Here is a 19,949-nt window from a genome sequence, read left to right on the forward strand (position 1 = left end):
GCGGCCGGAACAGGCCACCGACTACGCTGCCAGGCGTGAAGGTCCTCGTCATCGGCGGCGGCGCCCGCGAACACGCCCTGTGCCGCTCCCTGTCCCAAGATCCCGCAGTGACCGAACTGCACTGTGCCCCGGGCAACGCCGGGATCGCGCAGGTCGCGACGGTCCACCCGGTCGACCAGCTGGACGGCGCGCAGGTCGCCGCGCTGGCCGGCCGGCTCGGTGCCGCCCTGGTGGTGGTCGGCCCGGAGGCCCCGCTGGTGGCCGGCGTCGCGGACGCCGTGCGCGCGGCCGGCGTCCCGGTGTTCGGCCCGTCCGCCGCGGCCGCCGAACTGGAGGGCTCGAAGGCCTTCGCCAAGGATGTGATGGCCGCGGCCGGCGTCCCCACCGCCCGGTCCTACGTCTGCACCACCGCGGCCGAGGCCGCCGAGGCGCTGGACGCCTTCGGCGCCCCGTACGTGGTCAAGGACGACGGCCTGGCCGCCGGCAAGGGCGTCGTGGTCACCTCCGACCGCGAGGCCGCGCTGGCGCACGCCGCCGGCTGCGAGCGCGTGGTCATCGAGGAGTACCTGGACGGCCCCGAGGTCTCGCTGTTCGCGATCACCGACGGCACCACCGTCGTCCCGCTCCAGCCCGCCCAGGACTTCAAGCGCGCGCTGGACGGCGACGAGGGCCCGAACACCGGCGGCATGGGCGCCTACTCCCCGCTGCCGTGGGCGCCCGCCGGGCTGGTCGAGGAGGTCATGGAGACCGTCCTCCAGCCGACCGTGGACGAGCTGCGCCGCCGCGGCACCGAGTTCTCCGGCCTGCTCTACGCGGGCCTGGCGCTCACCTCGCGCGGCACCCGGGTGATCGAGTTCAACGCCCGCTTCGGCGACCCGGAGACCCAGGTCGTGCTGGCCCGGCTGCGCACCCCGCTGGCGGGCGTGCTGCTCGCCTCCGCCACCGGAAGCCTGGACCAGCTGGAGCCGCTGCGCTGGGACGAGGGCGCGGCCGTCACCGTGGTCGTCGCCTCCGAGGGCTACCCGGACGCCCCGCGCACCGGCGACCCGATCGAGGGCCTGGCCGAGGCGGAGGCGGACGGCACCGCGTTCGTGCTGCACGCCGGGACGAAGGCGGACGAGGACGGCCGGGTGCTGAGCGCCGGCGGCCGCGTCCTGTCGGTCACCGCGACCGGCACCGACCTGGCCGAGGCGCGCGACCGCGCGTACGCCGCGGTGGACCGGATCTCCCTCAAGGGCGGCCAGCACCGCACCGACATCGCGCTGAAGGCGGCCACCGCCTGAGCCCCCCGCCCGCTCTGCCCGCGGCCCCCGTGCGAACCGTTCGCACGGGGGCCGCGGTGCGTGCCACCGCGGTGCGGGCGGCGGCCCGCAGCCGCCCGTACCAGCAGGGGCGAGCGGGATTCGAACATCCGAGCCCACCGGTCAACCCCATGGGCGCAGCGTTCCCGGCGTTTCGGGGCTGGAGCGGTTGCGGGGGCCGACGCACCGTTCGGCCGACGGATTCCAGCCCATCGGGTGACAGCACCCGCATCCGGCTGACGCAACCGGCCGCGCGGCCTTATGGTGCGCTGGATCGCGGTGCGCGGGGCCCGTGCGCCGGGGTCGCCGCCGGGTAGCGGTGCTCCCACGGGGGGATGCTGGACGGCGTCCGGCCGGTCGGTCGTCGGGGTGCTTCGCACCGGACCGGTCGCCGGCGTCCGGGCGGTGTCACCGGAACACCCGGGCGGCGTCACCGGAACAACCGGGCGGTGTCACCGGGACGAGTGGAATCCGGGGTGATCCGGAACGCCCACCCGGACCGGGGCGTCGAAAATGTCAGTAGCGCCACGCAGCATGCACTACCGGGATCGGACGCCTCCGCTTCCCGGTCGGAACTGATCGTTTCGAGTCGGCTCAGGGCCCGAAGCCGGGCGCCCGAGGGCTCCGAAGGGGGTGCCGCACCGTATGGCCGCAATCGACATCGCGCGCGCTCACGCCCAGGTGGTGCTGCGGATCCGAGGCCTCGCCCGGGCCGCCGCCGCCCTGCCCGCCGCCGTGGCGGTGGTCCTGCTCGCCGGCCGGTTCACCGGCCGGATCGGTGCGCCCGGGGCCGCCGACGCCGCGGGCTGGGACGCCGCCCGCTGGGCGGTCTGCGCGGTCGCCGCGCTGACCCTGGCGGTGGCCGGGCTGACCGCCCGGGCCCTGCACCGGACCGTCCCGCCGCGCACCCCGGCCGTCCCGCTGGAGCGCGCCGAGGCCCCCGAGCTGTACCGGCTGATCGGCGAGCTGGCGGACCGGCTGGAGGTGCCCGCGCCCTCCGCCGTGGCCCTCACCCCGGACTGCGACAGCTGGCTGGAGGACGTCCCGCCGAGCCGGCGGACGGCTCCGTCGCGGCGGGACCCGGGGGCGCCCGCCCCCGTCCTGGTGATCGGCTCGCCCTTCCTGTGGTGGATGCGGGCCGGTGAACTGCGCGCCCTGCTCGCCCCCGTGGTGGCCGGCACCGCCGCCTCCGCCGACCCGGAGATCGCCGCCGCCCGGCGCTTCCTGCGCAGCCTGGACGCCTGTCTGGACTCCGGCGCCGGCGCGGCCCCCGGTCTCGGCGGCGCCACCCTGGCCGCCCCGCCCCGGCCGCCCCGGCGCGGTCCGGCCGCGCTCGCCGACCGGATCGTCCGCAGGGTCGTGCGCCGCCTGCTCGGCGCCTGCCGGGGCCACTCCGCCGAGCTGGAGCGCTCGGTCGCGAGCTGGGCCTCCGAGCAGGCCAGGACGGTCGACTACGGACTGCGGATCGCAGCCCAGGAGCAGGTCGGCCTGGCCTACGCGGGCTGGGACCGGCTGCTCACCCGGGTCGCGCTGCCCGCCTGGCGGCTCGGCCGCCACCCGGCCCACCTCAACGCCGGCGTGGTCGCCGCGCTCACCGAGCTGTCCCGGCGCGACCGGCTGGCCGACGGCTACGGCAGCCGGCTCGGCGACCGCCCCGCCTGCGACCTGCTGGAGGAGCCCGGCACCGTCGACCGGGCGGTCTCCCGGCTCGCCGCCGACCTGTTCTTCGGCCGCCCGGCGGCCGGCGCCTGGCGCGAGCTGGAGTGGGCCGACTACCCGGCCGAGGTGGTGGACGCCGGCTGGCGGGCGGGCGCCGCCACCCTGCAGACCGCCCTGGACCGGCTCGCCCCGCAGTCCCGCCCCGGCGCCCCGACCCTCACCCGGCTGCTGGGCCGGCTCGCCGAGGGCGACGGAGAGCTGCTGGCCGCCGCGCTCGCCGCCCAGCTGGCCCGCACCACCGCCCCGGCCCCGCTGCTCGAACCCGACCGCAGCGGCCGCGACCTGCTGGTCGACCACGTCACCGCGATGGTCTGCTGCGCCGCCGTGGACACCGCCGGCGGCGCCCCCGGCCTGGACTGGCTGGACGGCCCGGTGCTGCTGCTCGGCGGGGTGCGCCGCACCGACCTGGCCGGTCCGGTCGCCCAGGCCGTGGAGCAGGGCCAGGACGGTCCGCTGCGCGCCTGGCTGGACGCCGCCGACGTCCGTCTTGAGAAACCCGTGCGCCTCTGACGTCCCGGGCGTCACAGGAGGGCGCTCGGCACCGCCGCACGCGCCCCCAAAAGGGCCGGCCGCCGGGCGTTTTCGCAGGCCGGAGGCCCCTCCCGGGAGGCGCGCGAGATTCCCCGCACCAATCGCTACCGGAGGGTGACGCTGCGCCAGCAGTCTGTGGTGTATTAGACCGCACGCACATCCGGGGGGCACGTGCCAACCGGGCGGAAGTGCACCTGGGAGGGGCGCGTGGGGACCGAACTCAACCGCCGCTGGGAGTCGGGGACGCACGCCTACAGCGTCTCCGACCCCTTCGGCCAGGGCCCGCTGCCCTGGCTGCGCAGCCCGGACCAGTACCTGGCCGGGGCGGAGGGCGCCGTGCCCTGGTACGTCTCGGTGGGCGCGCCGGGCCAGCAGTCGCTGACGGCCGGAGTCCGCAGGAAGCCGTCCGTCGGAACCCCGCAGGGCGCCAACGACGTGGACCAGCAGATCAAGGGCTTCGCCTCGGCCGGGGTGGTCCGCCCCGGCGGCTCGGTGGACTTCCGGGTCACCGTCAACCCGCCCCGCGAGTTCACCGTGAACATCTTCCGGATCGGCCACTACGGGGGTGACGGCGCCCGCCACATGACCTCCAGCCCGTCGATCGCCGGCCTCGCCCAGCCCGCCCCGCTGGTGGTCGACCGGACGGTCTCCTGCCACCACTGGTGGCACTCCTGGCGGCAACAGATCCCGGCGCACTGGAAGCCCGGCGCCTACGTCGCCGTGCTGACCACCGCGGACATGCTGCACCGCAGCCACATCCCCTTCACCGTCCGGGACTTCGAGGACCGGGCGCGCACCGCCGAACTGCTCCTGGTGCTCCCGGACGTGACCTGGCAGGCGTACAACCTGTTCCCCGAGGACGGCCGGACCGGCGCCAGCCTCTACCACGCCTGGGACGGCCGGGGCGGCCTGGTCGGCGAGCCGGAGGCGGCCGTCACCGTCTCCTTCGACCGCCCGCACGCCACCGCCGGACTGCCGCTGCACGTCGGCCACGCGTACGACTTCATCCGCTGGGCCGAGCGCTTCGGCTACGACCTCTCCTACGCCACCGCCACCGACCTGCACGCCGGCCTGGTGGACCCGTCCCGGCACCGGGCGCTGGTCTTCCCCGGCCACGACGAGTACTGGTCCGAGCCGATGCGCCGGGCCGCCGAGCGGGCCAGGGACGGCGGCACCTCGCTGGTGTTCCTCTCCGCCAACACCATGTACTGGCGGGTCGAGCTGACCGCCGCCGCCTCCGGCGAGCCCAACCGGCTGCTCAACTGCCGCAAGCGGCAGAAGGTCGGCGCCGGCAGCCCGGCCGCCGGGGCGCCCGGCGCGGCCAGCGCGCTGTGGCGGGACGCCGGGGAGCCCGAGCAGCACCTGCTCGGGGTGCAGTACTCGGGGCGGGTCGCCGCGCCCGTCCCGCTGGTCGCCCGGCACACCGCGCACTGGCTCTGGGACGGCACCGGCCTCCAGGAGGGCGACGAACTGCCCGGGCTGGTCGCCGGCGAGGCCGACCGCTACTACCCCAAGGTGGCGCTGCCCGAGCACGTCGAGCGGGTGCTGCTGGCGCACTCGCCGTACCAGGACCCGGCCGGCCGCACCCGCTACCAGGAGACCTCGCTGTACCGCGCGCCCAGCGGCGCGTACGTCTTCGCGGCCGGCACCTTCGCCTGGTCGCCCGCGCTGGGGCGCCCGGGGCTGACCGACGAGCGCATCCAGCGGGCCACCGCCAACCTGCTGGACCGGCTCTGCAAGAACCAGCCGCACTGACCACGGTGGCCGGGAACCGGCGCTCGGTGGCCGGAGGACCGGCGTTCCGGCGGGCGTGAAAGACTGCGGGGGCAGTGACCTCCCCTTTCGCGGTGCCCCCGCCCGTGAACGACCCCTGAGGACTGAACACCTTGAGCGGATTTGTCACCAAGCCCGAGCCGGTCCAGGTACCCGGCCTGGTCCACCTGCACACCGGCAAGGTGCGCGACCTCTACCGCACCGGTTCGGGCGAGCTGGTCATGGTGGCCAGCGACCGGACGTCCGCCCACGACTGGGTGCTGCCGAACGAGATCCCGGACAAGGGCCGCATCCTCACCCAGCTGTCGCTGTGGTGGTTCGAGCGGATCGCCGACATCGTTCCCAACCACGTGATCTCCACCGAGGTCCCGGCCGGCGCCCCGGCCGACTGGAAGGGCCGCACGCTGGTCTGCCGCAGCCTGGAGATGATCCCGGTCGAGGCGGTCGCCCGCGGCTACCTGGCCGGCTCCGGCCTGGCCGAGTACCAGGAGAGCCGCACGGTCTGCGGCATCGCGCTGCCGGAGGGCCTGGAGAACAGCTCCGAGCTGCCCGCCCCGATCTACACCCCCGCGCTCAAGGCCGAGGTCGGCGAGCACGACGAGAACGTCTCCTACGAGGAGACCGCCCGCCGGATCGGCGCCGAACTCGCCGCGCAGTTGCGCCGCACCACCCTGGACGTCTACGCCCGGGCCCGGGACATCGCCCGCGAGCGCGGCATCATCCTGGCCGACACCAAGTTCGAGTTCGGCCTGCTGGACGGCGAGCTGGTGATCGGCGACGAGGTGCTCACCCCGGACTCCTCCCGCTACTGGCCGGCCGACGGGTACGAGGCGGGCCGCTCGCAGTCCTCCTTCGACAAGCAGCTGATCCGCGACTGGCTGGTCTCCCCGGACTCCGGCTGGGACCGCTACAGCGAGCAGCCGCCGCCGGCGCTGCCGGCCGAGATCGTCGAGCTGACCCGCGCCAAGTACATCGACGTGTACGAGCGGCTGACCGGGACCACCTGGGCCTGACCCGCTCGACCGCCCGCGGGCACGGCCTCAGATCCAGCCGTGCTCGCGGGCGATCCGCACCGCCGCGTGGCGGTTCTCCGCGCCCAGCTTGGTGGCCGCCGAGGACAGGTAGTTGCGCACGGTGCCCTGGGAGAGCGAGGCCCGTTCGGCGATCTCGGCGATCGGGGTGCCGTCGGCGGCCAGCTCCAGGACGTCCGTCTCGCGCGGGGTCAGCGGGGTCTCGCCGGCGCTGATCGCGTCCGCCGCCAGCTCGGGGTCCACGTACCGGCCGCCGGAACGCACGGTGCGGATGATGCCGGCCAGGTCCGCCGCCGAGACGGTCTTCGGCAGGAAGCCGCGCACCCCGACCTCCAGCGCCCGCTTCAGGTAGCCGGGGCGGCCGTGGCCGGTGACGATCATGCAGCGGCAGTCCGGCAGCGCCAGCCGCAGCTGGGCGGCCACCTCGATGCCGTCCTTGCCCGGCATCTGGAGGTCCAGCACCGCGACGTCCGGGCGGTGGGCCAGCGCCATCGCCAGCGCCTCGGTGCCGGAGCCGGCCTGGGCGACCACCTCGATGTCGTCCTCCAGCGAGAGCAGCGCGGCCAGCGCGCCCCGGATCAGGTGCTCGTCGTCGGCGAGCAGGACGCGGACGGGCGCGGCGTTCTCGGTCATCGGGCGGTCTTTCTTCCTCAGCGGGGGAGCGGGACGGTGGCGAGCATCCGGAAGACGCCCGCCTCGGCGGTCGACACGGTCAGTTCGCCGTCGTGGGCGGCGAGCCGCTCGCGCAGTCCGCGCAGCCCGGTGCCGCTGCCCTGGGAGGGGAACGGGATGTCGGGCACCCCGTCATTCTCCAGCTCCAGTACGGCCCGACCGTCCTCGGTCCGCAGCCGGATCAGGCAGCGGCCGGCCTCGCTGTGCCGCAGCACGTTGGTGGTGGCCTCGCGGATCACCCAGCCGAACACCGACTGGACCGGGCCCGGCAGCCGGTCGGCGTGCTCGCCGAGGTCGATCTCGCAGGAGACGTCGGCCGAGCGCAGCACCGCCCGGGCGCCGATCGCCTCGGCGTGCAGGTCGGCGGTGCGGTAGCCGCGGATGACGTCCCGGACCTCGCGCTGCGACTCCTGGGCGATCTTCTGCACCTCGGCCATCTGGTCGGCGGCCTCCTCGCGCCCCCGGCGGGCGAGCTGGACGGCGAGCTCGCTCTTCAGCGCGATGGTGGTGAGGTTGCGGCCCATCACGTCGTGGAGGTCGCGGGAGAAGCGCAGCCGCTCCTCGGCCACGGCCAGCCGGGACTGGGCCTCGCGGGCGGCGTCCAGCTCCCAGACGATCGAGGTGAGCCAGGCGAAGCTGCGGCAGCTGGGGCCGAGGAGGGCCATCCCGACGGTCAGTCCGGTCAGGTAGCCGGCGGTGCCGGCGGGGTCGATCCCGGCGAGTACCGCGGCCGGGAAGACGGCCAGCAGCATGCCCAGCCCGACGACGGCGGCCCGGCGGGGAGTCAGCGCCACGCACACCGGGCCGTGGGTGAACAGCAGCAGGGTGCTGGTGACGAACAGGGTGAAGGGGAGGCCGCCCGGGCTATCCGGTCCGCCGTCGGCGGGGCCGAACAGCAGGACGGTCCAGGAGCCCGCCACCGCGAGGCCGACCGAGAGGGCGAGCCAGAGCCGGGGGTCGGTGGGGCGGCCGAGGTAGTGGTCCATCGCGACGCGGTAGGTCCGCAGCAGGACCAGGGTGGTGGCGAGCCCGATCAGCACGGAGATCCGGATCACCGGGATGTTCCCGGTCTGGCCGACGGCGCTCCCGGCGCCGAGCAGGACGCCGGGCAGGACGAACATCGCCATCAGGTAGAGCGACCAGCGCAGGTACAGCTCGGTGCGCTGGGGTTTGCTCAGGCCGGCCCAGTGCCGATGCGGCGACCGCATTCTCAATTCTTCCGCCCCCAGTTCGACCACGATCCTGCTTGCTGCCTTCATATCAGAGGCCGTACCGGGGGCGTTCCTTCGGATTACTGCTGGATGCTCAGCGGCGCGGTTCCCAGCGGAAGTAGCGCACCGCGCCCCAGACCGCCAGGCCCAGCCAGATCGCCCCGGTGACCAGGTGCGAGCCGGCGGCGCCCCAGGAGCCGGCGAAGCCGGTCGCGGCGGCCGAGCCGTCGGTGCCGAACCAGCCGACGCGGATCAGCTGGAAGGCCGGGGTGGTCGGCAGCAGGCGGCAGATGTCGGCCAGCTGCTTGGGCATGACCTCCAGCGGGATGAACAGCCCGGAGCCGAGCTGCATCAGCAGCATGATCGGCAGGGTGGTGATGCCCGCGCTCTCCACGGTCCTGGTGAAGGCGCTGGACAGCGCGGCCAGGGCGATCATGGTGGCCAGCGCCAGCAGCAGGCCGACCAGCATCAGCACCGGGTTGACCGGCACGGCCAGGTGGAGGCCGAGGCTGCCGCCGATCCCGATCAGGGCGGCCATCATCAGACCGAGCGCGACCGAGGGGACGGCGGTGCCGAGCAGGATCTCGATGTCCCGGGCCTCGCCGGTGCGCAGCCGCTTGAGGACCAGCTCGCCGCGCCGCCCGACGTACGCGGCGGTCAGGTTGTAGTACACGACGAAGGCCAGGATCATCCCGACCGAGCCGTAGACCAGCAGCGAGTCGACGTCCAGTCCGGGGTTGGACTCGGCCTGCTGGGAGAGCACGCCCTTCAGGGTGAAGACCAGGAACAGCGGCAGCGCCAGGGCGGTGAACAGGGCCGTGCGGTTGCGCAGCAGCAGGGTGGCCTCGGCCCGGCCGAGGGCGAGCAGCCGGCGGGCGGCGGTGCTCTGCGGACCGGTGGCGGCGGTGGCGACGGTGGTGGTCATCGGGCGGATCCGATCAGGCGGCGGCGGGCGGGGCGGTCGGCGGCGGGCGCCTGCGGGGGGTTCTGGTGGGCGGCCTCGGAGGCGATCGCGAGGAAGGCCTCCTCCAGCGAGGCGCTGCGGGCGTCCAGGGCGCCGAGCGCGATCCCGTGGTGCCGGGCCCAGCCGAGCAGGTCGGTGAGGGTGTCCTGGAGCGTGAGGGTCTGCACGGTGACCTTGCGGCCGTCGAGCGCGAGTTCGGCCCCGGCGAGGACGGGCAGTGCGGCGCCGGTGAACTCGGGAAGCTCGAAGCCGATCCGGGCGGGCCGGTCGGCGATCACCTCGGCGACGGTGCCCGAGGTGACGACCCGGCCGCCGTGCATGATGGCCAGCCGGTCGGCGAGCTCCTCGGCCTCCTCCAGGTAGTGGGTGGTGAGCAGCACCGTGGTGCCCTGGGCGCGCAGCTCGCGGACCAGCTGCCAGACGGCGGCGCGCGCCTCGGGGTCGAGACCGGTGCTGGGCTCGTCCAGGAAGAGCACCTCGGGGCGGCCGAGCAGGGCCATCGCGAGGTCCAGCCGGCGCTTCTCGCCGCCGGACAGCTGCTTGACCCGGACGTTCGCCCGGTGGCCGAGGCCGACCAGCTCCAGCGCCTCCGGCACCGGGCGGGCGCCGCTGGTCATCCCGGCCCAGACGCGGCCGGTCTCGGCGGCGGTGAGCTCGCCGGGGAAGCCGCCCTCCTGGAGCATGATGCCGATCCGCGGGCGGACGGCGGCGCGCTCCTTGTGGGGGTCCAGGCCGAGCACCCGGACGGTGCCGCCGGTGGGCGCGGCCAGGCCCTCGATGACCTCCATGGTGGAGGTCTTGCCGGCCCCGTTGGTGCCGAGCAGGGCGAACAGCTCGCCGCGGCGGACGGTCAGGTCGACGCCGCGCACGGCGTGGTACCCGGTGGTGCCGCCGCCGTAGTGGCGGTGCAGGTCGGTGACCTCGATCACGTCTTCGCTGGGGCGGGGCGCCCGGCTCGTCTCCATGCCCCAAGCCTTCCGCCGACCGGGCCGCGCGGGCAGTGCGGGCCGTCATGACATCGCGGTGGGGATCCACGGGTCGGCGATGACAAATGTCATGGCCGATATCGCCGGCGCCCGGGGCACCGCCGTGCCAGGAGTGCGGGGAGGAATGCCGAAGGGCCCCCTCAAACGAGGGGGCCCTTCGTATCGGAGCGGACGACGAGATTCGAACTCGCGACCCTCACCTTGGCAAGGTGATGCTCTACCAACTGAGCCACGTCCGCAGGTCAAACTATTGAGTTGTGCTGTGCTCGCGCACTGCGAGCGGACGACGAGATTCGAACTCGCGACCCTCACCTTGGCAAGGTGATGCTCTACCAACTGAGCCACGTCCGCATGGTGCCTGGTGGGGCACCCGCCGCCTCTTCGGATCTCTCCGTTGCGGCGACGAGGAATACTCTACAGCATCGTTCGGGGTGGTCGCCCCACCCTTTCGGTCAGGGCGGGCGGGGCGACCGGGGAGCGGACTCCCGCGAGGCTCAGTTCGCCTCGGCGAACGCCTCGTACACGTGCTTGGGGATGCGGCCACGGGCCGGCAGTTCCATCCCGCGGGACAGGGCCCAGGCGCGGACGGCGGCCGGGTCCGGGGTGAGGGCGGTGCGGCGGAAGGACTTTCCGGTGCGGCTCTGGCGGCGGCCGGCGGCGACGAACGGAGCGAGGGCCTCCCGCAGCTTTTCCGCGTTGTCCACGGACAGGTCGATCTCGTACGACTTCCCGTCGACGCCGAAGTGGACGGTTTCCGCGGCGGAGCCGCCGTCCAGGTCGTCGGAGAGCGTGACAACTACACGCTGTGCCATGGGTGTCAATCCTCTCGGGCAATTCGGCCGCCGGTCCGAGGGGGTACCGGGGCCTGATGTGCACCAACTCGCGCAAGCGCGTACGGGCGCGCCGGGTGGCTCGCCTGATACGCAGCACTTGCCGCGACAGGTGGCCCTATTCTGCACCCGAAGGGGGCAGAAATCGAAGAGTCCGGCATTCTTTTCCGGATATTCACGTCTCTTCGCGGGACTCCTGGATACCGATGTGCGGGACGGGCGGTTCTGTCCCCAAGTGCCGTATTCGGGTGTTCTCCGGGCGGGGCCGTTCCGAGTGCCGAATCCACGGAAACCGGTCGGCCCGGTCGGTGGGTGAGGGGTCCGGATCCCTTGTGGCGTAAGGGTCTCGGGTCTACGCGCGTCGCTATCCCCGGCCAGCAATCCTGCCCGAAACCACCGGTAGTCTGGAGTTCCCCCGCCTCACCGAAGACACCACCGGGAGTGCCAGTGGCACGCGTCGTAGTCGACGTCATGCTCAAGCCGGAGATCCTCGACCCCCAGGGACAGGCGGTGCAGCGTGCACTGCCCCGCCTCGGATTCACCGGGATCGCCGACGTCCGCCAGGGCAAGCGTTTCGAGCTGGATGTGGAGGGCCCGGTCGACGACGCGGCGCTCGCCCGTATCCGCGAAGCCGCCGAGACCTTTCTCGCCAACACCGTGATCGAGGACTTCACCGTCCGGGTCGAGGAGGAGGGCAAGTGACCACCCGCGTCGGCGTCGTCACTTTCCCCGGCTCCCTCGACGACCGCGACGCCCAGCGGGCGGTCCGCCTCGCCGGCGCCGAGCCGGTCGCCCTGTGGCACCGTGACAAGGATCTCCACCAGGTCGACGCCGTCGTCCTGCCCGGCGGATTCAGTTACGGCGACTATCTGCGCTGCGGTGCGATCTCCCGCTTCTCGCCGGTGATGGAGACCGTCATCGAGCAGGCGAAGCTCGGAATGCCGGTGCTCGGTATCTGCAACGGCTTCCAGGTGCTCTGCGAATCGCACCTGCTGCCCGGGGCGCTCACCCGGAACGACTCGCTGCACTTCATCTGCCGCGACCAGAAGCTGAGCATCGAGAACGCCGGCACCGCCTGGACCCGGGATTACTCGGTCGGCCAGGAAATCGTCGTCCCGCTGAAGAACGGCGAGGGCCGCTTCGTCGCCGAGGAGCGGGTGCTGGACGAACTGGAGGCGGAGGGCCGGGTCGTCGCCCGTTACCTGGACGTCAACCCGAACGGTTCGTACCGCGACATCGCCGGCATCACCAACGCCGCCGGCAATGTCGTCGGCCTGATGCCGCACCCGGAGCACGCCGTGGAGCCGCTCACCGGCCCGACCACCGAGGGCCTGGGCTTCTTCACTTCCGTCCTGAAGCAGCTGGTGAACGCCTGATGAGCCTCGACACCGTCAAGAACGCCGAGCAGACCCCGGACGCCGCCCAGCCCTGGGCCGAGCTCGGCCTCAAGGAGGACGAGTACGCGCGCATCCGGGAGATCCTCGGCCGCCGCCCGACCGGCGCCGAACTCGCCATGTACTCGGTCATGTGGTCGGAGCACTGTTCGTACAAGAGCAGCAAGGTCCACCTGAAGCAGTTCGGCGAGAAGAAGCCGGATTCGGACGCGATGCTCGTCGGCATCGGCGAGAACGCCGGCGTCGTCGACGTCGGCCAGGGGTACGCGGTCACCTTCAAGGTCGAGTCGCACAACCACCCGTCGTACATCGAGCCCTACCAGGGCGCGGCCACCGGCATCGGCGGCATCGTGCGCGACATCCTGGCGATGGGCGCCCGCCCGGTCGCCGTGATGGACCCGCTGCGCTTCGGTGCGGCCGACCACCCGGACACCCGGCGCGTGCTGCCCGGGATCGTCGCGGGCATCGGCGGCTACGGCAACTGCCTGGGCCTGCCGAACATCGGCGGCGAGGTCGTCTTCGACTCCTGCTACCAGGGCAACCCGCTGGTCAACGCGCTGTGCGTGGGCGTCATGAAGCACGAGGACATCCACCTCGCGCAGGCCTCCGGCGCCGGCAACAAGGTCATCCTGTACGGCGCCCGCACCGGCGGCGACGGCATCGGCGGCGTCTCGGTGCTCGCCTCCGAGACCTTCGACGACAGCAAGCCGGCCAAGCGCCCGGCCGTCCAGGTCGGCGACCCGTTCCAGGAGAAGCTCCTGATCGAGTGCACCCTGGAGATCTTCCGGGAGAAGCTCGTCAAGGGCATCCAGGACCTCGGCGGCGCCGGCCTGTCCTGCGCCACCAGCGAGCTGGCCTCGGCCGGCTCCGGCGGCATGCGGATCGAGCTCGACACCGTGCACCTGCGCGACCACACGCTCTCGCCGGAGGAGATCCTCATGAGCGAGTCGCAGGAGCGCATGTGCGCGATCGTGGAGCCCGACAAGGTCGACCGCTTCCTGGAGATCTGCGAGAAGTGGGACGTCATCGCCAACGTCATCGGTGAGGTGACCGACGGCGAGCGCCTGGAGATCTTCTGGCACGGCGAGCTCGTGGTGGACGTCCCGCCGCGCACCGTCGCCCACGAGGGCCCGACCTACGAGCGCCCGTACGCCCGCCCGAGCTGGCAGGACGCGCTGCAGGCCGACGCCCCGACCGCCGAGCGGCTGGCCCGCCCGACCACCGGCGAGGGCCTCAAGGCCGACCTGCTGAAGGTCGCGAGCCACCCGAACCAGGCCTCCAAGTCCTGGATCACCGACCAGTACGACCGCTACGTGCTCGGCAACACCGTGCTCTCGCACGGCGAGGACTCGGGCATGATCCGGATCGACGACGAGACCAACCTCGGCGTCTCGGTCGCCACCGACGGCAACGGCCGCTTCGCCAAGCTGGACCCGTACACCGGCGCCCAGCTGGCCCTGGCCGAGGCGTACCGCAACGTCGCGGCCGGCGGTGCCAAGCCGCTCGCCGTCTCCGACTGCCTCAACTTCGGCTCCCCCGAGGACCCGGACGTGATGTGGCAGTTCGCCGAGGCCACCCGCGGCCTGGCCGACGCCTGCCTGGTGCTCGGCACCCCGGTCACCGGCGGAAACGTCTCGCTGTACAACCAGACCGGCGACGTCGCCATCCACCCGACCCCGGTGGTCGCGGTGCTCGGCGTCATCGACGACGTCACCCGGCGCACCCCGCTCGCCTTCGCCGAGGAGGGGCAGCTGCTCTACCTGCTCGGCGACACGGCGGACGAGCTCGGCGGCTCGGCCTGGTCGCAGGCCGTCCACGACCACCTCGGCGGCCTGCCGCCGGCGGTGGACCTGGAGCGCGAGCGGCTGCTCGGCGAGATCCTGATCGCCGCCTCGCGCGACGGCATGATCGACGCCGCGCACGACCTGTCCGACGGCGGTCTCGGTCAGGCGCTGGTGGAGAGCTGCCTCAAGGGCGGCCACGGTGCGCGGATCGTTCTGCCCGAGGGCCAGGACCCGTTCGTCCTGCTGTTCTCGGAGTCGGCCGGCCGCGCCGTCGTGGCGGTGCCGCGCAGCGAGGAGCTCCGGTTCAACGACATGTGCACCGCGCGCGGCCTGCCGGCCACCCGGATCGGTGTCGTGGACGGCGAAAGCCTGGACGTCCAGGGCCGGTTCAGCGTCTCGCTGGCCGAGCTGAAGGACGCCCGCACCGGTGTCATCGAGGCCCTGCTGGCCTGACGCACGGTCGACGAGGGGCGGTTGGTTCTCTGGTGAACCACCCGCCCCTCGGCGTATGTTGACGCCCATGCCTGCCAAGTCCCGTACGTATCAGCCGCAGAAGGTGAGCGCCGCGTTGACGGCGCAGAGCGAGGCGGTGCGCGTGGTCGTGCACCAGCTGACGGAGTCCGATCTGGAACGGCCGACCCGGCTCGGCTCCTGGAGGGTGCGGGAGCTGGTGACCCACCTGAGCCTGGCGCTGAGCCAGCTGTCCGTCGTGCTGGACCTGCCGGAGGTGGACGGGCCGGTGCTCCCGCTGGCCGACTACGCGGCGCTGGCCGGGACGATGGCCGGCTTCGTCGACACCGCGACCACGGAGCACACGGCGGCCGGGTTCGCCGGCCCGCCCAAGGAGGTGGCCGCCGAGTTCGACCGGTCGCTCGACGCCGTGCTGGCCGTGCTCGACAGCCGGGCCGCGGCGGAACCGGAGCGGCGGGTGACCTTCCTGAGCGGTCATCCGATGCTCCTGAGCGACTACCTGGTGACCCGGCTGATCGAGGCCGTGGTGCACGCCGACGACCTGGCCGACGCGCTCGGCCTGGACGCCTTCCCGCACGACCGCGAGGCCCTCGCCACCGTCTCCCGGATGCTGGCCGACGCCCTCGCCGGGCAGGTGCCCGGCGGCGCCGTCGAGCTGCGCGTCCCGCCGTTCGCGGTCGTCCAGGCGGTGCCGGGGCCGAAGCACACCCGGGGCACCCCGCCCAACGTGGTGGAGACCGATCCGCTGACCTGGATCCGGCTGGCCACCGGCCGGGCCGACTGGGCGGCGGCGGTGGAGGCGGCCGAGGTGTCCGCCTCGGGGGAGCGCAGCGACCTGCGGGAGTACCTGCCGGTGCTCTGTTAGGGCGTGTCCGACCCGTCGCGCACCCGGCGGGAATTGTCGGACACGCCCCAGGGCGGCTGCCAGGACCCGCCCCCGCCGCCGCGGTTCTACGGGACGGACGGCCCGCCCACGTACGTGCCCTGTGCCGAGTACGGCCAGGCGTTGGGCGTGCAGCCCTTGAGGCCGTAGATCTGCTGCATCATCGCGGGGGCGGGCTTGCCCTCGCCCGGGCAGCCCTCGTGCCCGTGGCCGATCCGGTGGCCCACCTCGTGGTTGACGATCAGCGCCCGGTACTCCTCCAGCGGTCCGCTGAACTGCGGTGAACCGGTGTTCCAGCGCTTGGAGTTGACGAGCACCTGGTTGCCGACGTTGCAGTTGACCTCGCCGTGGGTGTCCAGCCCGGAGGCGCCGCAGATCCGGTCCACGGTGGCCGGCGAGGCGATCTTCACGGCGAAGTCGTACGGGCCGTCGGCGACCAGCTGGAAGCCGTTCTTGCGGTCGTTGGTCCAGCCTCGTTTGTCGCCGAGGATGGCGTGGATCTGCGTGGCGGCGGTCGGGGCGTCGATGCCGATGCCGTCCTCGACCTCGACCCGGTAGCGGCGCACGTTGCCGCGTCCGACCGGCTTGGCGGTGGCCGGGGCGACGGTGAAGGTGCCCGCGCCCTTGGTGGGGCCGGGGTCCGGCGCGGCGGGGGCGGGCGGCGGGGTGTCGGCCGGGGCGGGAGCCGGGGGCGGCGCCTGCTCCGCCGTCGGTGCCGCCGTGGTGGCCTGCTCGCCCGGCGGGGCGACCCTCGCCTGGGCGGTCGGGGCGGCGGCCGGGGTTCCCGCTGGGCGGTACAGCATGATCGCCGCGGCCCCCAGGACCACTGCGGAGACCACGAGTGCCGTGAGCATGCCAGGACCGGGTCCGCGGCGCGGCTTGCGGCGTCGGCGACCGCCCTTCCGGGGCGGTGCGGTGCGCCGGCCGACGGATCGGGCTGCGGACATGATCTTCACAGTGGCAGGCGAACGGGTGAATGTCCACACGCCTCGTCTGTGACTTCGGCGTCGCGGAACGGGCGCCCGCCGGGGACGGCGGTTGACCCCTGCGTCTCGGGTGGCAGACTTCAGGGCATGGCGATTCACAGGAACCTTCTCGACGGTCCCGAACCCACTCTCCTCCCGGAGGAGGAGCGGCCCTACCGGATGCTGGCGGAGGAGTCGGCCTCCCCCACCCAGGTGGCGGCCGAGTTCCCGGTCTTCTGCCTGGCCTGGGCCATGCTCGCCGACGACGCCTACGCGGCCGGCCGGTACGTCGAGTCGTACGCCTACGCCCGTACCGGCTACCACCGCGGGCTGGACGCGCTGCGGCGCAACGGATGGAAGGGCCACGGCCCGGTGCCGTGGGAGCACCGCGGCAACCGCGGCTTCCTGCGCTGCCTGGCGGCGCTCGCCCGGGCGGCCGGCGCGATCAAGGAGACCGAGGAGGAGACCCGCTGCTGGCAGTTCCTGAAGGACAGCAGCGCGGAGGCGTACGCGGAGCTCAAGCAGTAGACACCCCCGGACAGACGGGTGCCCCCGGCGGTCTCCGCCGGGGGCACCCGTCTGTCACGTCACGCCCGGAGGGCGGGGCTCACGCGGCCGTGGGCCCCGCCCCGGGCGCGGGACTCACTTCAGGCGCTTGCCCGCCGAACGCAGCTGCTCGGCGGCCTCGACCACGCGGGCGGCCATGCCGGCCTCGGCCAGCTTGCCCCAGGTGCGCGGGTCGTAGGTGTTCTTCTTGCCGACCTCGCCGTCGACCTTCAGCACGCCGTCGTAGTTGGCGAACATGTGGCCGGCGACCGGGCGGGTGAAGGCGTACTGGGTGTCGGTGTCCAGGTTCATCTTCACGACGCCGTTCTCCAGCGCGGTGGCGATCTCCTCGGCGCTCGAACCCGAGCCGCCGTGGAAGACGAAGTCGAACGGGTCGGTCTTGCCGTACTGCTTGCCGATCGCGTCCTGGAGCTCGCGCAGCAGCTCCGGCTTCAGCACGACGTTGCCCGGCTTGTACACGCCGTGCACGTTGCCGAAGGAGGCGGCCAGCAGGTAGCGGCCCTTCTCGCCCAGGCCCAGCGCCTCGGCGGTGCGCACGGCGTCGTTGACGGTGGTGTAAAGCTCGTCGTTGATCTCGTGGGTGACGCCGTCCTCCTCGCCGCCGGTCGGGGTGATCTCGACCTCAAGGATGATCTTGGCGGCGGCGGCCTGGGCCAGCAGCTCCTGGGCGATGCCCAGGTTGTCGGAGAGGGTCTCGGCCGAGCCGTCCCACATGTGCGACTGGAACAGCGGGTTCTCGCCCCGGGCCACGCGCTCGGCGGAGACCGCCAGCAGCGGGCGGACGTAGCCGTCCAGCTTGTCCTTCGGGCAGTGGTCGGTGTGCAGCGCGACGGTGACGTCGTACTTGGCGGCGACGATGTGGGCGAACTCGGCGAGCGCGACGGCGCCGGTCACCATGTCCTTGCTGTGCTGGCCGCCCAGGAACTCCGCGCCACCGGTCGAGATCTGGATGATGCCGTCGCTCTCGGCCTCGGCGAAACCACGCAGTGCGGCGTGCAGCGTCTGCGACGACGTGACGTTGATGGCCGGGTAGGCGAACTTGCCCGCCTTGGCCCGGTCCAGCATCTCGTTGTAGACCTCGGGAGTTGCGATGGGCATGCGATCCGCTCCTGTCGGGTTGCGGCGTACGGACGGTGCTGTCCGACGCTGTGTACGCCTTCGTGACGACTCCGTGCCGGCCCGCCGACGCGCGGCGTTGCGGTGTGGCTCTCCGGCACGTTCGCGGCGACCTGCGCGGTACGGCCATGAGGGTGGTGTGCCACCGCGGACCGGACGCCTGTGCCATCTTCCCAGACTCGTGCCCGCGGGTCAGCAGGAGCCCGCCATGCGGAACGGCGCACGGCACGGGCGCACGGCGGCCGCGGGCGGCTCCGGCGGGCGGCCGGGGGGCGTCCCCCGCCGGGCGCCGTCGGCACGGTGCGCCCGCGTCGTGGGCACGGTGCGCCCGCGTGGTCGGCACGGTGCGCCCGCTATCCTGCGCCCGTGGACTACAACCAGCTGGCCGTCAACCTGCTTGACGCCAAATCCCTGATCTCGTCCCTCGGCGCCATCGGGCTGATCGCGATCATCTTCGCGGAGACCGGCCTGCTGGTCGGCTTCTTCTTCCCGGGCGACTCGCTGCTGATCCTCGCGGGTGTCGCCGCCTCGAACGCGGCCTCCTCGGTGCTCGGCGACGGTGCCAAGCTGCCGATCGCCGTCCTGCTGATCGGCTGCCCGATCGCGGCGATCGCCGGCGCCCAGCTCGGGCACCTGATCGGCGCCAAGGTCGGGCCGAAGATGTTCGACAAGCCCGATTCGAAGATCTTCCGACGCGACTACGTGGTGAAGGCGGAGGAGTACTTCAACAAGTTCGGCTCCGGCAAGGCCGTGGTGCTGGCCCGCTTCATGCCGATCATCCGCACCTTCCTGAACCCGGTCGCCGGCACCCTGGAGATGCCCGCCCGGACCTTCTTCCTCTGGAACGTGATCGGCGGCGTGCTGTGGACCGAGTCCATGCTGCTGATCGGCTACTTCTTCGGCGACGCGCTCGCCCCGGTGATCGACAAGTACCTGATCCCGGCGGTGCTGCTGATCGTCCTGCTGTCGATCTCGCCGATCCTGGTCGAGATCATGCGCGAGCGGAAGAAGAAGCGGGCCGGCATCGGCGCCGAGGTCGACGAGGAGAGCCAGGTCCAGGCCGGCGGCGGCCGGCACCGGCGGGGCTGAGCTCCCGGCGCTCCGGACACGGCGAGGGCCGGTGCTGTTTCACGTGAAACAGCACCGGCCCTCGGTCGTTCGTCGTACCGGACGGGATCAGAGACCCAGGTCGTCCAGGGTGTAGGCGGTCACGTACTCCAGGCCCTGGGCCTCCACGGCGGCCGCGCCGCCGCGCTCCACGATCACCGCGACGCCGACCACCTCGGCGCCCGCCTCGCGCAGCGCCTCCACGGCGGTCAGCACCGAGCCGCCGGTGGTGGAGGTGTCCTCGACGGCCAGCACCCGGCGGCCCTTGACCTCCGGGCCCTCGATCCGGCGCTGGAGGCCGTGCGCCTTGCCCGTCTTGCGGACCACGAAGGCGTCCAGCTGCTGCCCGCGCGCGGCGGCGGCGTGCAGCATCGAGGCGGCCACCGGGTCGGCACCCAGGGTCAGGCCGCCGACGGCGTCGTAGTCCAGGTGCGAGGTCGCGTCCAGCATCACCCGGCCGACCAGCGGGGCGGCCACGCCGTCCAGCGTGATCCGGCGCAGGTCGACGTAGTAGTCGGCCTCCTTGCCGGAGGAGAGGGTGACCTTGCCGTGCACGACGGCCTTGTCCTTGATCTGTGCCAGCAGGGCGTCGCGGTCGTTGCTCATGAGCGTTCAGTCTAGGCCCTGACGGTTCCCGCGGCGCT

The 19,949-nt window shown here is 73.1% G+C and carries 18 protein-coding genes and 2 tRNA genes; 10 read left to right on the plus strand and 10 right to left on the minus strand.

What is annotated here, in order from left to right:
- Nucleotides 1–35: 35 nt before the first annotated feature.
- From purD to ACGFSC_RS00720, 4 genes are all read left to right on the plus strand, one after another.
- Nucleotides 36–1,283 carry a phosphoribosylamine--glycine ligase gene (purD, locus tag ACGFSC_RS00705; protein WP_359897706.1) on the plus strand — a complete coding sequence of 416 codons (1,248 nt, stop codon included), beginning with the start codon at nt 36–38 and terminating at the stop codon, nt 1,281–1,283.
- Between the two features lie 663 nt (nt 1,284–1,946).
- On the plus strand, nt 1,947–3,530 hold the full coding sequence (locus ACGFSC_RS00710; RefSeq protein ID WP_359897707.1) for a hypothetical protein: 1,584 nt from the start codon (nt 1,947–1,949) through the stop codon (nt 3,528–3,530).
- A gap of 228 nt (nt 3,531–3,758) precedes the next feature.
- Nucleotides 3,759–5,306, plus strand: coding sequence for a N,N-dimethylformamidase beta subunit family domain-containing protein (locus ACGFSC_RS00715; RefSeq protein WP_359897708.1), 1,548 nt, complete (start codon nt 3,759–3,761; stop codon nt 5,304–5,306).
- Between the two features lie 131 nt (nt 5,307–5,437).
- Complete coding sequence (locus ACGFSC_RS00720; protein WP_359897709.1) at nt 5,438–6,337, plus strand: phosphoribosylaminoimidazolesuccinocarboxamide synthase; 900 nt, start codon at nt 5,438–5,440, stop codon at nt 6,335–6,337.
- A gap of 27 nt (nt 6,338–6,364) precedes the next feature.
- Here the strand turns inward: ACGFSC_RS00720 and ACGFSC_RS00725 are convergent, their stop codons facing one another.
- From ACGFSC_RS00725 to ACGFSC_RS00755, 7 genes are all read right to left on the minus strand, one after another.
- The gene (locus ACGFSC_RS00725) at nt 6,365–6,988 is read right to left on the minus strand and encodes a response regulator transcription factor (RefSeq protein WP_359897711.1); all 624 of its coding nucleotides are present in this window, start codon (nt 6,986–6,988) and stop codon (nt 6,365–6,367) included.
- 17 nt (nt 6,989–7,005) lie between these two features.
- Entirely contained in the window at nt 7,006–8,235 is a 1,230-nt protein-coding gene (locus ACGFSC_RS00730) for a sensor histidine kinase (protein WP_359897712.1), read from the minus strand.
- 97 nt (nt 8,236–8,332) lie between these two features.
- Nucleotides 8,333–9,163: an ABC transporter permease gene (locus tag ACGFSC_RS00735; protein WP_359897713.1), complete on the minus strand. Its 831-nt coding sequence runs from the start codon at nt 9,161–9,163 to the stop codon at nt 8,333–8,335.
- A complete protein-coding gene (locus tag ACGFSC_RS00740) occupies nt 9,160–10,167 on the minus strand; it encodes an ABC transporter ATP-binding protein (RefSeq protein ID WP_359897714.1) in 1,008 nt (335 codons plus the stop codon). Before ACGFSC_RS00740 ends, ACGFSC_RS00735 begins: the two co-directional genes overlap by 4 nt.
- Nucleotides 10,168–10,354: 187 nt before the next feature.
- Nucleotides 10,355–10,427 (minus strand) — tRNA-Gly (locus tag ACGFSC_RS00745).
- 39 nt (nt 10,428–10,466) lie between these two features.
- A tRNA-Gly gene (locus ACGFSC_RS00750) sits at nt 10,467–10,539 on the minus strand.
- A gap of 143 nt (nt 10,540–10,682) precedes the next feature.
- Nucleotides 10,683–11,000, minus strand: coding sequence for an Lsr2 family protein (locus tag ACGFSC_RS00755; protein WP_359897715.1), 318 nt, complete (start codon nt 10,998–11,000; stop codon nt 10,683–10,685).
- A gap of 465 nt (nt 11,001–11,465) precedes the next feature.
- Here ACGFSC_RS00755 and purS point away from each other — a divergent pair, with 465 nt between their 5' ends.
- From purS to ACGFSC_RS00775, 4 genes are all read left to right on the plus strand, one after another.
- Nucleotides 11,466–11,720, plus strand: coding sequence for a phosphoribosylformylglycinamidine synthase subunit PurS (purS, locus tag ACGFSC_RS00760; RefSeq protein WP_049654013.1), 255 nt, complete (start codon nt 11,466–11,468; stop codon nt 11,718–11,720).
- The gene (gene purQ, locus ACGFSC_RS00765; protein WP_359897716.1) at nt 11,717–12,394 is read left to right on the plus strand and encodes a phosphoribosylformylglycinamidine synthase subunit PurQ; all 678 of its coding nucleotides are present in this window, start codon (nt 11,717–11,719) and stop codon (nt 12,392–12,394) included. The genes purS and purQ overlap by 4 nt, the downstream gene beginning before the upstream one ends.
- Nucleotides 12,394–14,649: a phosphoribosylformylglycinamidine synthase subunit PurL gene (purL, locus tag ACGFSC_RS00770; protein WP_359897717.1), complete on the plus strand. Its 2,256-nt coding sequence runs from the start codon at nt 12,394–12,396 to the stop codon at nt 14,647–14,649. Before purQ ends, purL begins: the two co-directional genes overlap by 1 nt.
- A gap of 67 nt (nt 14,650–14,716) precedes the next feature.
- Nucleotides 14,717–15,532, plus strand: coding sequence for a sterol carrier family protein (locus ACGFSC_RS00775; RefSeq protein ID WP_359897718.1), 816 nt, complete (start codon nt 14,717–14,719; stop codon nt 15,530–15,532).
- A gap of 86 nt (nt 15,533–15,618) precedes the next feature.
- Here ACGFSC_RS00775 and ACGFSC_RS00780 read toward each other — a convergent pair whose 3' ends face one another.
- Entirely contained in the window at nt 15,619–16,404 is a 786-nt protein-coding gene (locus ACGFSC_RS00780) for a DUF3152 domain-containing protein (RefSeq protein WP_359897719.1), read from the minus strand.
- Between the two features lie 219 nt (nt 16,405–16,623).
- On the opposite strand from ACGFSC_RS00780, the gene ACGFSC_RS00785 reads away from it, so the two are divergent.
- A complete protein-coding gene (locus ACGFSC_RS00785) occupies nt 16,624–17,043 on the plus strand; it encodes a DUF3151 domain-containing protein (RefSeq protein WP_359897720.1) in 420 nt (139 codons plus the stop codon).
- 114 nt (nt 17,044–17,157) lie between these two features.
- Here the strand turns inward: ACGFSC_RS00785 and fbaA are convergent, their stop codons facing one another.
- Nucleotides 17,158–18,180, minus strand: a complete 1,023-nt coding sequence (fbaA, locus tag ACGFSC_RS00790) for a class II fructose-bisphosphate aldolase (protein ID WP_359897721.1) — start codon at nt 18,178–18,180, stop codon at nt 17,158–17,160.
- A 384-nt stretch (nt 18,181–18,564) separates the two neighbouring features.
- Here fbaA and ACGFSC_RS00795 point away from each other — a divergent pair, with 384 nt between their 5' ends.
- The gene (locus ACGFSC_RS00795) at nt 18,565–19,287 is read left to right on the plus strand and encodes a VTT domain-containing protein (protein ID WP_359897722.1); all 723 of its coding nucleotides are present in this window, start codon (nt 18,565–18,567) and stop codon (nt 19,285–19,287) included.
- Between the two features lie 87 nt (nt 19,288–19,374).
- Here the strand turns inward: ACGFSC_RS00795 and pyrE are convergent, their stop codons facing one another.
- Nucleotides 19,375–19,911, minus strand: a complete 537-nt coding sequence (gene pyrE / locus ACGFSC_RS00800) for an orotate phosphoribosyltransferase (RefSeq protein WP_359897723.1) — start codon at nt 19,909–19,911, stop codon at nt 19,375–19,377.
- Nucleotides 19,912–19,949 lie beyond the last annotated feature (38 nt).

The sequence above is a fragment of the Kitasatospora sp. NPDC048715 genome, assembly GCF_043198905.1.
In the GTDB taxonomy this organism is placed as follows: Bacteria; Actinomycetota; Actinomycetes; order Streptomycetales; family Streptomycetaceae; genus Kitasatospora; species Kitasatospora lactacystinica.

Bases quoted from the DNA above. Each gene is read 5' to 3' on its own strand.
- ACGFSC_RS00710 (WP_359897707.1), top strand. From the start codon at position 1,947: ATGGCCGCAATCGACATCGCGCGCGCTCACGCCCAGGTGGTGCTGCGG.
- ACGFSC_RS00735 (WP_359897713.1), bottom strand. From the start codon at position 9,163: ATGACCACCACCGTCGCCACCGCCGCCACCGGTCCGCAGAGCACCGCC.
- ACGFSC_RS00775 (WP_359897718.1), top strand. From the start codon at position 14,717: ATGCCTGCCAAGTCCCGTACGTATCAGCCGCAGAAGGTGAGCGCCGCG.
- ACGFSC_RS00725 (WP_359897711.1), bottom strand. From the start codon at position 6,988: ATGACCGAGAACGCCGCGCCCGTCCGCGTCCTGCTCGCCGACGACGAG.
- fbaA (WP_359897721.1), bottom strand. From the start codon at position 18,180: ATGCCCATCGCAACTCCCGAGGTCTACAACGAGATGCTGGACCGGGCC.
- ACGFSC_RS00785 (WP_359897720.1), top strand. From the start codon at position 16,624: ATGGCGATTCACAGGAACCTTCTCGACGGTCCCGAACCCACTCTCCTC.
- ACGFSC_RS00755 (WP_359897715.1), bottom strand. From the start codon at position 11,000: ATGGCACAGCGTGTAGTTGTCACGCTCTCCGACGACCTGGACGGCGGC.
- ACGFSC_RS00740 (WP_359897714.1), bottom strand. From the start codon at position 10,167: ATGGAGACGAGCCGGGCGCCCCGCCCCAGCGAAGACGTGATCGAGGTC.
- purL (WP_359897717.1), top strand. From the start codon at position 12,394: ATGAGCCTCGACACCGTCAAGAACGCCGAGCAGACCCCGGACGCCGCC.
- ACGFSC_RS00730 (WP_359897712.1), bottom strand. From the start codon at position 8,235: ATGCGGTCGCCGCATCGGCACTGGGCCGGCCTGAGCAAACCCCAGCGC.
- pyrE (WP_359897723.1), bottom strand. From the start codon at position 19,911: ATGAGCAACGACCGCGACGCCCTGCTGGCACAGATCAAGGACAAGGCC.
- ACGFSC_RS00780 (WP_359897719.1), bottom strand. From the start codon at position 16,404: ATGCTCACGGCACTCGTGGTCTCCGCAGTGGTCCTGGGGGCCGCGGCG.